Annotated in this window: 13 protein-coding genes; 8 read left to right on the plus strand and 5 right to left on the minus strand. The window is 53.9% G+C overall.

All coding sequences use genetic code 11. The annotated features are described in order from the left end of the window. Nucleotide 1: 1 nt before the first annotated feature. Genes AQ621_RS08535 through AQ621_RS08545 form a run of 3 tightly spaced genes read right to left on the minus strand, consistent with a single transcriptional unit; the run spans nucleotide 2 to nucleotide 1,691 of the window. A complete protein-coding gene (locus AQ621_RS08535) occupies nucleotides 2-253 on the minus strand; it encodes a hypothetical protein (protein WP_058341120.1) in 252 nt (83 codons plus the stop codon). Between the two features lie 55 nt (nucleotides 254-308). After that, nucleotides 309-1,307, minus strand: coding sequence for a hypothetical protein (locus tag AQ621_RS08540; protein WP_058341121.1), 999 nt, complete (start codon nucleotides 1,305-1,307; stop codon nucleotides 309-311). A 33-nt stretch (nucleotides 1,308-1,340) separates the two neighbouring features. After that, nucleotides 1,341-1,691, minus strand: a complete 351-nt coding sequence (locus AQ621_RS08545; RefSeq protein ID WP_058341122.1) for a helix-turn-helix domain-containing protein — start codon at nucleotides 1,689-1,691, stop codon at nucleotides 1,341-1,343. 275 nt (nucleotides 1,692-1,966) lie between these two features. Between AQ621_RS08545 and AQ621_RS08550 the strand changes: the two genes are divergently transcribed. The 5 genes from AQ621_RS08550 to AQ621_RS08570 are packed head-to-tail and all read left to right on the plus strand — an operon-like array spanning nucleotide 1,967 to nucleotide 9,060. After that, on the plus strand, nucleotides 1,967-2,176 hold the full coding sequence (locus tag AQ621_RS08550; RefSeq protein ID WP_058341123.1) for a helix-turn-helix domain-containing protein: 210 nt from the start codon (nucleotides 1,967-1,969) through the stop codon (nucleotides 2,174-2,176). Beyond that, nucleotides 2,173-3,753: a type I restriction-modification system subunit M gene (locus tag AQ621_RS08555; RefSeq protein WP_058341124.1), complete on the plus strand. Its 1,581-nt coding sequence runs from the start codon at nucleotides 2,173-2,175 to the stop codon at nucleotides 3,751-3,753. The genes AQ621_RS08550 and AQ621_RS08555 overlap by 4 nt, the downstream gene beginning before the upstream one ends. Continuing rightward, nucleotides 3,750-4,970: a restriction endonuclease subunit S gene (locus tag AQ621_RS08560; protein ID WP_058341125.1), complete on the plus strand. Its 1,221-nt coding sequence runs from the start codon at nucleotides 3,750-3,752 to the stop codon at nucleotides 4,968-4,970. Before AQ621_RS08555 ends, AQ621_RS08560 begins: the two co-directional genes overlap by 4 nt. Continuing rightward, the gene (locus AQ621_RS08565) at nucleotides 4,967-7,984 is read left to right on the plus strand and encodes a type I restriction endonuclease subunit R (RefSeq protein ID WP_058341126.1); all 3,018 of its coding nucleotides are present in this window, start codon (nucleotides 4,967-4,969) and stop codon (nucleotides 7,982-7,984) included. The genes AQ621_RS08560 and AQ621_RS08565 overlap by 4 nt, the downstream gene beginning before the upstream one ends. Before the next feature lie 47 nt (nucleotides 7,985-8,031). Beyond that, entirely contained in the window at nucleotides 8,032-9,060 is a 1,029-nt protein-coding gene (locus tag AQ621_RS08570) for an HTH domain-containing protein (RefSeq protein WP_058341127.1), read from the plus strand. Nucleotides 9,061-9,153: 93 nt separating this feature from the next. Here AQ621_RS08570 and AQ621_RS08575 read toward each other — a convergent pair whose 3' ends face one another. Continuing rightward, nucleotides 9,154-11,478: a Mov34/MPN/PAD-1 family protein gene (locus AQ621_RS08575; protein ID WP_145840268.1), complete on the minus strand. Its 2,325-nt coding sequence runs from the start codon at nucleotides 11,476-11,478 to the stop codon at nucleotides 9,154-9,156. Continuing rightward, nucleotides 11,453-12,604, minus strand: a complete 1,152-nt coding sequence (locus AQ621_RS08580) for a ComEC/Rec2 family competence protein (protein WP_058341129.1) — start codon at nucleotides 12,602-12,604, stop codon at nucleotides 11,453-11,455. Before AQ621_RS08580 ends, AQ621_RS08575 begins: the two co-directional genes overlap by 26 nt. Nucleotides 12,605-12,733: 129 nt before the next feature. Here AQ621_RS08580 and AQ621_RS08585 point away from each other — a divergent pair, with 129 nt between their 5' ends. The 3 genes from AQ621_RS08585 to AQ621_RS08590 are packed head-to-tail and all read left to right on the plus strand — an operon-like array spanning nucleotide 12,734 to nucleotide 14,727. Then, nucleotides 12,734-13,672 carry a BrxR family helix-turn-helix transcriptional regulator gene (locus AQ621_RS08585; protein WP_082640970.1) on the plus strand — a complete coding sequence of 313 codons (939 nt, stop codon included), beginning with the start codon at nucleotides 12,734-12,736 and terminating at the stop codon, nucleotides 13,670-13,672. After that, nucleotides 13,662-14,078 carry an HNH endonuclease gene (locus tag AQ621_RS18005; RefSeq protein ID WP_082640972.1) on the plus strand — a complete coding sequence of 139 codons (417 nt, stop codon included), beginning with the start codon at nucleotides 13,662-13,664 and terminating at the stop codon, nucleotides 14,076-14,078. Before AQ621_RS08585 ends, AQ621_RS18005 begins: the two co-directional genes overlap by 11 nt. Before the next feature lie 13 nt (nucleotides 14,079-14,091). Beyond that, nucleotides 14,092-14,727 (plus strand): hypothetical protein, encoded by a 636-nt coding sequence (locus tag AQ621_RS08590; protein WP_145840269.1) that lies wholly within the window; start codon nucleotides 14,092-14,094, stop codon nucleotides 14,725-14,727. Nucleotides 14,728-14,774: the final 47 nt, after the last annotated feature.

A 14,774-nucleotide genomic window follows, 5' to 3' on the forward strand; every position in this document is an offset into this window, starting at 1 on the left:
TCTACAAGTCGTCTTCATACCATCCGTACGGATCAGTGCCATTGTCAAACTTGCGGGTGCGGAAATTATAGTCCCCGGTTAGATCATCGCCTTCAGAATCCGCGTCATCCTCGGATGCAATCGCAGCTTCGGCCAGCAGGCCGATGAGGCCCATGACAAACAGGCTCGTGGCGCGAACGATTGCCTTCGCGCCAGTCAGTATGCCTCCAAGGCATGCCATGAACACTGTAAAAGCTTTGCGCTGATCTTCCATCTCAATAAATCTCTATCTATCGCATCTCCCATGGTGAACTCCGTGCGCCAATGCTTCAGAATTCCCCATCCCGGACCACATTACCTTTGCTGATTATCTTGACAGTTTTTGGGTGAACCTGTTCGTTGTCCGGCAGCAGTCCCTTGCCTTTCTCAATCACCTTGGCAGCGACACTGGTCAGCTTGCCTAATGTGTCCGAGCCAGCAAGCGCCTTGCTATCGTTATAGTAATCAAACCAGGGTAAACCGGCACTCGTGTAATCTTTGGCTGTCGGCGGCGTATGCAGTGGCTGGTGTCCTGTAATTGCCAGATATTGCTCACTGTTGGCCAGGTGGATGAAGCACCGGAAACCATTGTCCTGATCCCAGGCATCGATGCCGTATTCGTCCTCGTAGATCTCCTGCCGCATCAAGCCGCCTGGAGCAAGACCCATATCCGGGGCAGCGGATTCGCAGACCGTGCGACTGAACATCGGCATCTCGAGGTAGTCCATGTCTGCTTCCACGGTTCGCTCGAAATGTTCGACGTAAACATCATGCTTCATCGGGTAGACGATGATCTGGAGTCCGCCATGTTCAACCTTACCGGTAATCTGCTCCTCGGCCGTGAAGCCTTCTCCCAGCGGCATGGCGACAAACTGCCGGATGAAATCCTCCGAGACGTTGAAACCGTCCAGCCAGGGCTGTTCCGGAATCACCGCATAGTCCTGCGGATCAGCCGAAAGCCCATTGCTCCAGGGTTCACCGGAAACCGCATTAATCTTGCCGGCGGCGATCTTGACGGCGCAGGGGTAGTCACCAGTGAAATTGATCCACAGTGCCTCTGACTGATACATGGGTATGAAGACGCCACCATGTGTCCGCCAGGTATCAGGCAAGTTGTCTGCGACGTCATCCACGTGCTCCACCGGAAAACGACCCAGGCCCGGGGGGAGGGGATATTCCCGGTTGTCATCCGGGATCCGCAGGGTGCGCTGGAAGTCGATGCTACACACCGCTTTCTTGTGGACCTCCGGAAACCGGAAGGTCAGTTGATTGTTCAATAGTTCGATCATTGTCTTTTCTCCCCTGAGTCAATAATTCAGGTGTTACCAGTCGCCATCACGGACATCCCGGGCAATACGCAACAGCGCGTGATCCGGTGCGGATTTGAGCTGGCGGATCAGGTCAGCGAACAGTTGCGGCCGCTTGCGAATGATCTCCTGCAAATCCGTCGATACCTTCCCGGCCATTGCCAGCAGCACATCCGGGTCTTCGCCAAGCTCCTCGGCCAATGCCCGGATCTTCGCCTCCGACGGTGGCGCCACATCCCCGCGTTCTATCTTGCTGAGGTAGGCTGGTTCCACACCGATTCGCTGAGCGACCTGCCGTACCGAAAACCGCCGATCCTCTGACTTCAGGGCCTCGCGATGTTCACGGATGTATTCTCCGAATGTCATGTGTACTATATACTACACATTGTTGATTTTGACAATCCGGCGACGGGTGTATGAGTGACAGTGGGGAGGGCAATTTCATTGAAATGCTGACCGCACCCATAAAGTCGACCCATATAGACGAAAATCGGGTTAAATCGGCAATAATCGGTTGACATAAGGTGCTAATCCGCATAATTTTCAATGATTTGGTCCAGACGCTGGAGACTGGTTGCTCCCGGGTCGGCAGTTCACGGACCTAAGACGTTTTTACTCATCGTTCACGAGGAATCTGAGGAATGGTTGAGATGGAAGACCGCTGGCTTTCAATCACCGAGATATGCAAACACCTCGGGGTCAGTAATGACACCGTGTACAAGTGGATCGACAAGCATGGTATGCCCGCCCACCGCATGGGCCGTCTTTGGAAGTTCAAGAAAGACGAAGTCGACGAGTGGGTTAAGGCTGGTGGCGCGGCGGAGACGAACAGACAGGATCAGGCTGAATGAATAACAAGAAGGAAATCGAACGCACGGAGCTCCACAAAACCATCTGGCGTATCGCCAACGATCTGCGTGGCAGCGTGGACGGCTGGGACTTCAAGAGCTACGTGCTCGGCATGTTGTTCTACCGCTTTATCTCCGAGAACCTGACCGGCTACCTCAATGAGCAGGAACGCAAGGCAGGCAATCCTGATTTCGATTACGCGCGCTTGAGCGATGCCGATGCTGAATTTGGCCGCACGGAAACTGTGAAGGAGAAAGGTTTCTACATCCTGCCGTCGGATCTGTTCACTAACGTCCGCGACAAGGCACGCGGCGATTCCAACCTCAATGAAACTCTGGCCCGCGTATTCAAGGACATTGAAGGTTCCGCCATCGGCGCCGACAGCGAGGATGATATCAAGGGCCTGTTTGACGACCTCGATGTGAACAGCAGCAAGCTTGGTCCCACGGTGGCCAAGCGTAACGAAAAGCTGGTGAAGCTTCTCGAGGCTATCGAAGACCTGCCGCTCTCCAACGGCTCCGGCAGCTTTTCGCACAACACTATCGACCTGTTCGGCGATGCCTATGAATTTCTGATGACGATGTATGCCTCCACCGCCGGTAAATCTGGCGGTGAGTTTTTTACCCCGCAGGAAGTCTCCGAGCTGCTTGCCCGCATCACCGTGGTTGGCAAAAGCGAGGTCAACAAAGTGTATGACCCCGCCTGTGGCTCCGGCTCACTGCTGCTCAAGTTCGTCAAGGTGCTGGGCCACGACAAGGTGCGCCAGGGCTTCTTCGGTCAGGAGGTCAACCTGACTACCTACAACCTGTGCCGGATCAACATGTTCCTGCACGACGTCAATTTCGAGAAATTCGACATCGCCCATGGCGATACGCTGATTGACCCCGTCCACTGGGATGACGAACCCTTCGAGGCTATCGTTTCCAATCCACCGTATTCCATCAAATGGGCAGGCAAAGACAACCCCTTGCTCATCAACGACCCGCGCTTTGCTCCGGCCGGCGTGCTCGCGCCAAAGAGCAAGGCTGATCTCGCCTTTACCATGCACATCCTCTCCTGGTTGGCGGTGAACGGTACCGCGGCCATCGTTGAATTTCCCGGTGTGCTCTATCGCGGAGGGGCCGAGCAGAAGATCCGCCAGTACCTGATCGACAATAACTACGTCGATACCGTCATCCAGCTGCCGCCCGATCTTTTCTTCGGCACCACCATCGCTACCTGCATTATCGTGCTGAAGAAATCCAAGCATGACAACGCCACCCTGTTCATCGACGCATCGAATGAATTTGTGCGCAGCGGCAACAAGAACAAGCTCTTGCCGGAGCACCAGCAGAAAATCCTCGATGCCTTTACCGAACGCAAGGACATAGACCACTTCGCGCAACTGGTAGAAAACGGCGAGATTGCCGAAAACGGCTACAACATTGCCGTATCTTCCTATGTGGTGCAAAAAGACGATCGCGAGGAAATCGATATCAAACAGCTCAACGCTGAGATCGCCCGCATCGTGACAAGGCAATCGGAACTGAGGACGCAGATCGACGCTATCGTGGCTGACCTGGAAGGGGGGCAGACATGATCCGGATTGATGAGTTGATTGCTGAACTTTGCCCCGAAGGGACCGAGTTTATTGAGATGCGTAAGCTTCTCGATAAGACTCCAAACATTAGATGGCAAGATGTGCAGGATGAGAAATACAAGTACATTGATTTGACTTCGGTGGACCGTACAACCCATGCCATCGGCGCTACCGAGACTATCGACAGCGAATCCGCGCCGAGCCGCGCTCAACAAATAGTGCGCGAAGGTGATGTGATATTCGGCACAACTAGGCCAATGTTGAAACGCTATTGTTTGATCTCTGCTGAGTACGATGGGCAGATTTGTAGCACCGGCTATTGCGTTCTGCGCTCAAAGGCCAAAAAGCTGCTTCCAAATTACCTATTCCATATTATCGGTACAGCGAACTTCTACGCCTATGTGGAAGCGAATGAGCGCGGCGCAAGTTACCCAGCAATTTCAGATAGCGCAGTGAAAGCATTTCGCATCCCCGTCCCACCCATCGAAGTTCAGCGTGAAATCGCGAAAGTACTTGACACCTTCACGGAGCTGGAGGCGGAGCTGGAGGCGGAGCTGGAGGCGCGTCGCCGGCAGTACCAGTACTACCGCGACGCACTGCTCGCCTTCGACGATCAGGATGTTCGCTGGGTTACGCTGGCCGAGTTAGGGGAATTTATTCGCGGGCGTCGATTCACTAAAGCGGATTACGTCGAGGAAGGAATCGGCTGTATCCATTATGGAGAGATTTACACTCACTTTGGGGTTAGCGCGAGTGATGTTATTTCACATGTTCGATCGGATATAACAACAAAGTTGCGCTTTGCTAAACCTGGAGACGTTGTCATCACCGACGTGGGGGAAACGGTTGAGGATGTCGGTAAGGCCGTAGCGTGGATTGGCGATAAAGATGTCGCCATCCATGACCACTGCTATGCCTTCCGTCATTCGATGAATCCAAAGTTCGTTTCTTATTGCATGCAAACGAGTTCATTCATTGCAGAAAAAGCGAAGTATGTTGCTCGCACCAAGGTAAAAACGCTCCTGATCGAGAGTTTTTCCAGAATACGAATCCCCGTTCCGCCGCTCGATGAACAAGAACGCATTGTCGCCATCCTCGACAAGTTCGACGCCCTGGTGAACGACCTCTCCAGTGGCCTGCCCGCGGAGATCGCCGCGCGCCGTAAGCAATATGAACACTACCGGGATCGTTTGCTTACCTTCCGGGAGGCGGCATGAGCGAAGATCTCACATCCAACCGCTATGAGCCGATTGCGCTATCCAATGAAAGTACCGTAGTTGCTGAGTTCTTGCCCGAGGGGGTCAGGGAGACCGCCTACCAGTCTGAGGCTGAGCTGGAAAAAGCCTTTATCAAGCAATTGCAGTTGCAGGCCTACGGTTACCTACCAATCACCTCGGAGGCTGATCTTATCGCCAATTTGCGCCTCCAACTGGAAAAGCTGAACAAGCTCGAATTTTCCGACGCGGAATGGGAGCGTTTTTTCGGTACCTGTATTACCAGTGCCAATGAAGGTATCGTCGAAAAGACTACACGCGTCCAGGAAGACCATATCCAGGTGCTCAAGCGTGACGATGGCACGATCAAGAATATTTACCTGATCGACAAGCAGCACATCCACAACAACAGCCTGCAGGTCATCAATCAGTATGAAGCGGAGGGCAAGCGGGTCAACCGTTACGACGTGACGGTACTGGTCAACGGTTTGCCAATGGTGCATGTGGAGCTCAAGCGCCGTGGGGTGGATATCCGCGAGGCCTTCAACCAAATCAATCGCTACCAGCGCGACAGTTTCTGGGCGGGATCCGGCCTGTTCGAGTATGTGCAGCTATTTGTCATCAGCAATGGCACCCTGACCAAGTATTACAGCAACACGGTCCGTGATGGCCATCTGGCAGAGCAACGCAGCAAACGCTCACGCCAGAAGACCTCCAACAGTTTTTCGTTCACCAGCTGGTGGGCCGACGCGAAGAATCAGCCCATCACCGAACTGACTGGCTTCACCAGGACCTTCTTTGCAAAACATTCGTTGTTGAACATTCTGACCAGGTACTGCGTGTTCGATGTCGATCGTAAGCTACTGGTTATGCGGCCTTATCAGATCGTAGCGGCAGAACAGATTCTGCAACGCATCGCGACCAGTACCAATCACCGTCAGCTGGGTAAGGCAGCCGCAGGCGGTTACATCTGGCACACCACCGGCAGCGGCAAGACGTTGACCAGTTTCAAGGCGGCGCAATTGGCGCGGGGCCTGCCGGATATCGACAAGGTGCTGTTTGTGGTGGACCGCAAGGATCTGGATTACCAGACCATGCGCGAGTACGAGCGATTTGAAAAAGGCGCGGCCAACTCCAACACGTCGACTGCCGTATTGCAGAGGCAACTGGAAGACCAGAACGCGCGCATCATTGTCACCACCATCCAGAAGCTCAGCCGCTTCGTGGCGAAGAACAAAAAACACCCGATCTATGAAGCGCATGTGGTGGTGATTTTCGACGAATGCCATCGCAGTCAGTTCGGCGACATGCATGCGGAAATTACCCGGGTCTTCAAGCGCTATCACCTGTTCGGCTTCACCGGCACACCGATCTTCGCCGACAATGCGAGCAGCCGGGGTAACCCACTGAGGCGCACCACCGAGCAGGCCTTTGGCGACAAGCTGCATACCTACACCATCGTCGACGCCATCAATGACAAGAATGTGTTGCCCTTCCGTATTGACTACATCAACACCATCAAGTCGCGCACAAGTATCAAGGACAAGAAGGTATCGGCCATAGACACGGAGCGGGCATTGCTGGCTCCGGAGCGTATCACGCAGGTAGTGAGCTATATCCGGGAGCACTTCGACCAGAAAACCAAGCGCAATGCCAGCTACCGCCATGATGGCAAGCGGCTGATTGGGTTTAATTCGCTGTTCGCCACAGCCTCCATCGACGCAGCTAAACGCTACTACACAGAATTCGCTGAGCAAGAAAAGGAGCTGCCGACCGCGCGGCGTCTCAAGGTGGGTCTGATCTACAGCTTTGCTGCCAACGAGGAAGAAGCCGATGGCCTGCTAAACGAGGAGGAGTTTGAAACCGAGGGGCTGGATCAAAGCTCGCGCGATTTTCTGGATGCCGCGATCAAGGATTACAACGCACTGTTCGGCACCAGCTTCGACACCTCGGCTGACAAGTTTCAGAACTACTACAAGGACTTATCGCAGCGCCTGAAAAAACGCGAGCTGGACCTGGTGATTGTGGTCAATATGTTCCTGACCGGTTTCGACGCCACTACGCTCAACACCCTGTGGGTAGACAAGAACCTTCGAGCCCACGGACTGATCCAGGCCTACTCGCGCACCAACCGCATTCTCAATTCGGTCAAGACCTACGGCAACATCATATCCTTCCGTGATCTTGAACAGGAAACCAATGACGCCCTAGCACTGTTCGGTAACAAGGATGCCAAGGGCATCGTGCTGCTGAAGCCCTACGCCGAGTATTACAAGGAGTACGAGAATCGGATCGAAGAACTTGTCGCCGGCTTTCCGCTCGGTAAGGCCATCGTTGGCGAAGCGGCCCAGAAGGCGTTTATCAAGCTCTTTGGCGCGATATTGCGGCTGAAAAACATTCTCACGGCATTCGACGATTTCGCAGGCAATGAAATCCTCAGCGAGCGTGATTTCCAGGATTACCAGAGTTTGTATCTGAACCTGTACGCGGAATTCCGTAGCGTAGCGGAGGCGGAAAAGGAGTCGATCAACGACGACGTGGTGTTCGAGATCGAGCTCATCAAGCAGGTCGAAATCAACGTCGACTACATCCTGATGCTGGTCGAAAGATACCTGAAGAAGAAAGGCACGGGTGAAGACAAAGAGATCAGGGCCACCATCGATCGTGCGATCAATGCCAGCCCAAGCCTGCGTAACAAGAAAGACCTCATCGAACAGTTTGTTGACTCCGTCTCCACAAAAGCCAAGGTGGATGCGGAGTGGGTTGCCTTTATCACAGCCAAAAAGGCGGAGGAGTTAGACCGGATTATTGCGGATGAAGGTCTCAACGCCGACGAGACCAAGGCATTTGTTGAGAATGCGTTCCGGGACGGCGCGATTCCAGTCACCGGCACCGCCATCACGAAGATTCTGCCCCCGGTTTCAAGGTTCAACAAAAACAACAGCCATGCGGTGAAGAAGCAAACGGTGCTGGACAAGCTGGGCGCATTCTTCGAACGCTTCTTCGGCTTATTCTGAGGGCATGACAATGATGGCGGTACTAGGACAAACAGGGAGGGAGACGCATGGACGTTAAGTCGGCCGCTATCCAGGTATTGCAGCAGGCGGGCACGGCGCTGCATGCAAAGGACATTGCCGAGAAGATCATGGCAGACGGTCTCTGGCAGTCCAAAGGTAAGACCCCAGGCGCTACGGTAAGTGCCCGGCTTTATTCCGACATCAAGAAGAAGGGGAGCAAGTCGCCCTTCGTGAAGACTGGCGCTCAGACATTCGCTCTTCGAGATTCCTTCACGCAAAAGAAAAAGACTCAGGCCACTGCTCCGCAAGGTGGTCAAGTTCTGAAAACGCCTTCCTCGAACGCTGGTTTGTCGTTTACCGATTGTGCGCAAAAGGTACTTGAGGAGTTTGGCGGCAAGAAACCGATGCACTACAAGAAGATTACTGAGAAGGCGCTTGGGAAAGGATGGCTGGTAACCAGCGGAAAGACACCCGAGGCCACCATGTATGCTCAGGTGATCACCGAAATCAAGCGACAGCAGAAGCGCGGAGACCGTCCTCGTTTTGTGCAACATGGCCGCGGCTACGTGGGGCTGAGTCAATGGATGGGGCGCGGTTTGGCGTTTCAAATCGAGCAGCACAACCAGCAGGTCCGAAAGGTTCTGCGTGACCGCCTGTTGGCCATGAAGCCCGGCGAGTTCGAAGAGCTTATCTCGCAGTTACTGGCGGAGATGGGTTTCGAGATGGTCGAGGTGACCAAGCTCAGCGGTGACGGTGGTATCGATGTTCGGGGCACCCTGGTGGTGGGCGACGTGGTTCGGATCAAGATGGCTGTTCAGGTCAAGAAATGGAAGCTCAAGAACAACATCCTTGCCCCGGTGGTTCAGCAGGTGCGCGGCAGTCTCGGAGCGCACGAGCAAGGTCTGATCATCACCACCAGCGATTTTAGTTCAGGAGCCGTCAAGGAAGCTGCCCAAGCAGACAAGACTCCTATCGCCCTGATGAACGGGGAACAGCTGGTGATGCTCTTGATGGAACACGGCATTGGCGTCCATCGTTCGACGCCTGATTTGTTTGAGATCGACGAAGAATTCTGACCGGTGATGAGATGACAGTGCTGAACCGTACTTCTCTCGTGGTTCACGGCAAGACAATCTTCTCCGACTTCAGATGATGAATGCGGAGTTATATTAGTCGTCCTTCGCCAGTATCGCACGATAACCGGAAGGTGTTTTTATCAGCAAAACCGAGGGTATTGCGATCTTTGCGGCGATCAAGGCGGCCGTCTGATAATCGCGGGGTGATCCTCCAGAATCTTGCAGGTGGCTGTGCCACGTGCCGACACAATGTAGGGTGAAGCCTGTCGGTTCCGCATAATCTTCTACCATCTGGTTAACACCCTGCGTACCGAGGATGAACGATGCAGCAGAGCGTTGTGAATCAGCGGGGGCAGGCAGGACATTGGTGATGGTTATCGTCTTTCTGATTTCGGAGGCAGATCCCATTATGATGCCACCCGTTTCAACATCCCGATATCGACCGCATTCCTCAGAAATCAATTGATGAACGCTTGGTGAAATTCGGATCTGCCAGGAAGGATCGTTTTCGGCTTGTATGCAGTGATATGGCCCCACGTTAACAGAGGTCCAGGTCAATCCCAGTCCATCGGGATCAAGTCTGCCGATAAGAGTCTGGCCGGATTCAGGTAGTTCCTGCTGCCGCACCTCCAATAACTTACGAGCCATGGATGCGGAGAAGAGCGAAATATCGGTATCGGGCATTACCATTGTTGTCGACGAACAACCCTGGCCAATTTCCTGGCGTTCCAGATCCCCATTGATACCGAAGAAACGTTCGCGGTTCGATTCGTCGGTTCGAATCATCTCGTAGGCCTCGTGGACCAGATCTGATGTGTTCGGATTTCTGTCGGGGCCTTCGATCGTCATCAGGCCGACGGAGCCTCCCGCGAATAGTGAGGTTTCAATAACACGTGCAGGCATGATGGCCGTGGGGAGTGCGCCCAGTGCGTCACGCACTGCAAGTGATGCGGTGGAATTAACCACGGCCCAGGTCTTTTTAGGTATGACCTTCCATAATCGCTTTTTGTCAGTACCGAGAGAAACAGCATCGATATTCGCGGCTTCTGCAGATTGACCCAGACCGTTGATGGCATCTGCCAGCGCTTCTGCCTTCGGGATCATCCACAGGATGTTAAAGCGCTCTTTACTGGGCACCAGAGCATGGCGGGCGGCATTATGCGGTGACATAGTCCGGTTATCCGCAACCACCGAGGGCGCCAGGCCGGCGCGAGCCATGTGCAGGGCAATCTTGGACCCCAGGCTGCCGCAACCAAGCTGTACAAGAATACGATCATCAGTCGTGTTAATGCCCGACACGTCCCGCAAGAGCTGTGGTGAGATGGCATGCCGTAATGCGACTGGATGTACTGGGGTGGCGGCATGGTCGTCTGTAAACATTGGCGCCGGGGTCTCGAGCAGGTAGGGGATAAGTTCCAGATTGCTGCTGGTACCGATTAGATGCGTCGGCCGTCTTGCACAAAGGATGACAAGAATGGGAATGCTTTGCGTGACAGTCGAGATATCGGCGGTTTGCCGCTGCAGGTGGGAGAGCGCATCTTCGAGTTGTTTCCCGCATCCGTAGTTATGGGCCTGCTGTACCAGCATCGATAGGTTGGTCACTGTTTCCGGTAGATACTGATCGCATACAAACGGATCACCGGAGGGCAATTTCCCGGGTGTGGCAAAAATGGCGATGGATTCACCAAATTGAAAACCTTTTGATGATGCTTGCGATACCCGCAAATCGCCCAACGACTTCCGGTTAACTGACACAGTCTCGGGAAGCACTGAGCCATAGAATAAATATCCTTTACCCGGTCTTTGAGCCTCAGCGGGTGCAATAAACTTGACGTATTCGACAGGAAGGAACCTGAATGCAGCGTGTTTTTGAACAAATTGTCGCAAGGAGCTGTGTTCTACGACCGCATAATCATCGATGACGTCACGGCGGATAGGCTCCCAGCCCTGTTCATGATCGATCAATTCATCTTTTGCTGCTCGTTCCAGCCAGTAGACCAGTTGATTGACGATGTCGCCAATCCCCTGCCTGTGAAGTAGTTCGCGCGGATCTCCATCAAGGTAGCATGGCTCAACCGGATCTCCCGGCAGCCCTGGCTGGATATGGGGTAAGGAGCGGTTGAAATCGTTGCGAAGATAGATCTTTGGCGGATTGGCAGGGTAATCTACCGGGAACTGGAAGACAACTTGTTCAACGAGCTGAACCCCGGTGGGGCTCTCGCCGGTAGCTCGCCATGCGGTGGGCAGGTTGGTCCTGATAGACACCGAAGCCAGGCAGATGCCGTCGGCATCGATTTCGACAGGCCCGACGGCATCCACATGCGGGTGTTTGCCGATCTGGGCCAGAGCATGTTTGAACACCCAGGGTGGTGTATTGTCAGAGCTACCGGAATTAGCCATGTGGCAGGGGTTGGCCACCAACCGCGCTGCTGGAGATGATAGCCGGTGCTGCGAGCGCGGCGCTTTTCAGCGACAGGCCATTCCGACCGATTTCATACTCCATGGGGGCCGGTTTTCCCTTGGAAGGGTATTCGCCGGTACAGCGGAATTCGCCTGTTACCGGTTCCAGAATGTCTTCGTATTCACGTTTCGCGCGAATGCAGGGCGGGTCTGAGTCATCATCCTTAACCGGTTTGCTGCTCGCAACGATATTCGCGCCGCTGAGCGCCTGGGAAAGTGCGCTGCGCGCATTTTCATTCACTTCGGCATCTTCGCCTTTCTCGCTCCAGCTATCGTATGACAGGGAATGCCAGGAACAGTGGTGCGGGGAGAGCAGGAGGTCATATTCCAGCCAGTGTGCGCGGTTCCTGTGCCGGTCCCACAGACGCTCCCAGATCGCCACCTCGGCATCGCCGCAGGTCAAATAGCGGCAGCTACCGCCGGCCGCGGTGATCGTGAACTGGAGTATGACGCTGGAATGGTTTTTCGTCAGTGTATCCTCCTCGCACTCGTCATCGCTTTGCGGCAGCGGCGCGAGCAGGCGCGCTGACATACCAGCGTCGTACTGGCCGTTAACCTTTTCGATCAGGCCGTCAACCTCGACCAGAATCCCTGAAAGGTCGTCGGTCTTTCCGTTCTCGTCCCGCCCCAGTATCTGGATACGGTCGCCATCTGAGACAGCAAGGCCGGATTCCCGGTAGCGGGAAACGCGCCGTTTTGCCTCGGTGTTGAATTTCTTGGCATCGGAGCAGAGCGTGTGATTTTTCGATGCACGGCGGAAAATCAGCGGCGATGACCAGATCTCACGGATGAAAATCTTATCTCCGGCATGGTCTGCCGGTTTGCCAAGGTGGAAATGCTTGTCCAGACCCGAGCAATGGTCCTGGTCGGGGTGGCTCAGTAGAAATGCATCGACGTAGAGTCGACCCTGGTCGTCTCTCTTCAGGCGGTCTCGCAGGTCCTTGGCAACATCGCGGGTCGAATCGTCAGGATTATCAGCGGCCGCACGGATATTGGTGTCGATGAGGATGGTCCGGCCGCTTTCAAGCTCCACAAGCGTCATGTCGCCGTTGTCGACCGGGAAAAAGGTAATGGTGGCGTTCATGTTCGGTTCTCCAAACGTAATTCATTAAACAGCCTGGCGCCCGGAAGGGCTTGACAGGGCCTTATGATCAGATAAGATACTATACGTATAGAAACTATGTCAATATACTAACTATACGGGATTGTTCTCATGAGTGGTGATGGCCCATCTGAAAAAATGCGTTGGAGCACTGAGCGCCGGCTGGAATTCATCGAGTTCCGTCTGTTTTGGGATGGCAGGGTAAATCGTTCGGATCTCGTTGAATTCTTTGGCATATCTGTGCCGCAGGCATCCGCGGACCTGGGTCGCTACCAGGAGGTGGCGGACCGGAATCTGGTTTATGACAAACGTGCCAAGTCATACCTAGTTACACCGGAGTTCAAGCCGGTATTGCTCGAACTCGACGCCCAGCGGTACCTGGCGCAGCTGCGATTGATAGCCAATGACATATTGCCAAAACAGGAAAGCTGGCTTGGGTGGATGCCACCGTATGCAACGGTACCCAGCATTGCGCGGCGAGTTGATCCTTTGAAGCTGCGGAAGGTGCTCGATGTCATTCGCACGGGGAGCGCAATACATGTTGAGTACCAATCGCTGTCAAGGCCCGATTCTCTTTGGCGCTGGCTGACACCCCATGCGCTTGCATTTGATGGTTTCCGATGGCACGTGCGCGCCTGGTGCCACACGAGGAACCGATTCCAGGATTTTGTGTTTGCCCGAATGCTTTCATTTGATGAGACGAAGCCTGACCAGATCAACGCGGAACATGACATCGAATGGCAGCGATTCCTGACTTTTCGTATTGGCCCACATCCGGATCTGGGAACAGCAAAGCGAAAGGCCATTGAGCTGGATTACGGTATGCAGCAAGGAGAGATTTCTGTCGAAACCCGGATCAGTCTTTCATTCTATTTCATGCGTCGATTCGGTCTGGATATGGATCCGAAGGACGTTCAACCGGAACGGCAACATATTGTGTTGCTGAATCGTGAAGAAGTCGACGAGGCGCAAAAGCTTGCCAGACAGGAAACTGCAGTGTTGACGTCTGAGTACATTCATAAAAATGAGGCACAGAACGATGGCGTATGACGTTGACAAGCTCGAGCGGATATTCGGAAAAACAAACGGGCAGTGTCATATCTGCCGGAGCCCGTTGAGTTTTAATAACTACGGAAAAACCGACGCCAGAGAAGCATGGGAAGTAGAACATTCTGTGCCACGGGCGAGGGGAGGAACGGACCATCTGAATAATCTGTATGCCGCCTGTGTCTCCTGTAATAGAAGTAAAGGCAGCTCCTCGACAAGATCCGCCCGCGCAAAGAACGGTTACACAAGTGCGCCACTGTCAAAAAGCAAGAAGATGAGTAACGCGTTGACCGGAGGAGCCGTCGGCTCGCTTGCGACACTTCTCGTTCCGCCACACCTGCGAGTGGCGGCCGCCGTATTTGGTGCGGTTATGGGGGCCGTGATTGGCCATGAAGTCGAACCGGATTAGGGCAGTCGGTACTGTGGCTCGTAGCGATAGATATTTGAAATCAGAAAACCAGATCTGGTTGTTTGGTTTTCTTGTCGTCAACTTGGCGGCATTCGCAGTCGTGACCTACATAGGCCTGGATGGAGTGTCCGGTGCCATTCAGTGGGTCCAGTCAAACTGGGAGAGTTTGAGTGCGGTTGGACTCGGGGTGGTTGTGACGACGGTTGTAAGTAACCTGATAAGCCCGCAGTTGAAGGCCGTTCTTGTGTTTTGGCGATGGCCGAATCCTTTGCCCGGTCATCGCGCTTTTTCGCGATATCTGGGCAAGGATCCACGCATTGATCCGCACAGGTTGCAAGATAAAGTCGGTGACTTTCCAAGTGATCCGTCGGAACAAAATCGTTTGTGGTATCGAATCTACCGGGCACATGAAAGTGAACCCAGTGTCATGGGTGCACATAAGGACTTTCTTCTGACCAGAGATATAACGTGGTTATCGTTTGCCATGTTTGTACTGTTTGGTCTGGGATCAGTTTTCATAGGGGAAACGACATTACAGACTGTCTGGTATCCCGCAATCCTGGTTTCTCAATATGTGGTGGCTGCTATAGCGGCTAGAAGGAGCGGGGTCAGGTTTGTATTGAATGTCCTTGCGGTTGAAGCCTCGTAACCGGATAGGACCCTAATTATGGACATCCATGAACTAAGCGGTAATTT

This window comes from Marinobacter sp. P4B1 (assembly GCF_001447135.1).
Lineage (GTDB): Bacteria > Pseudomonadota > Gammaproteobacteria > Pseudomonadales > Oleiphilaceae > Marinobacter > Marinobacter vinifirmus.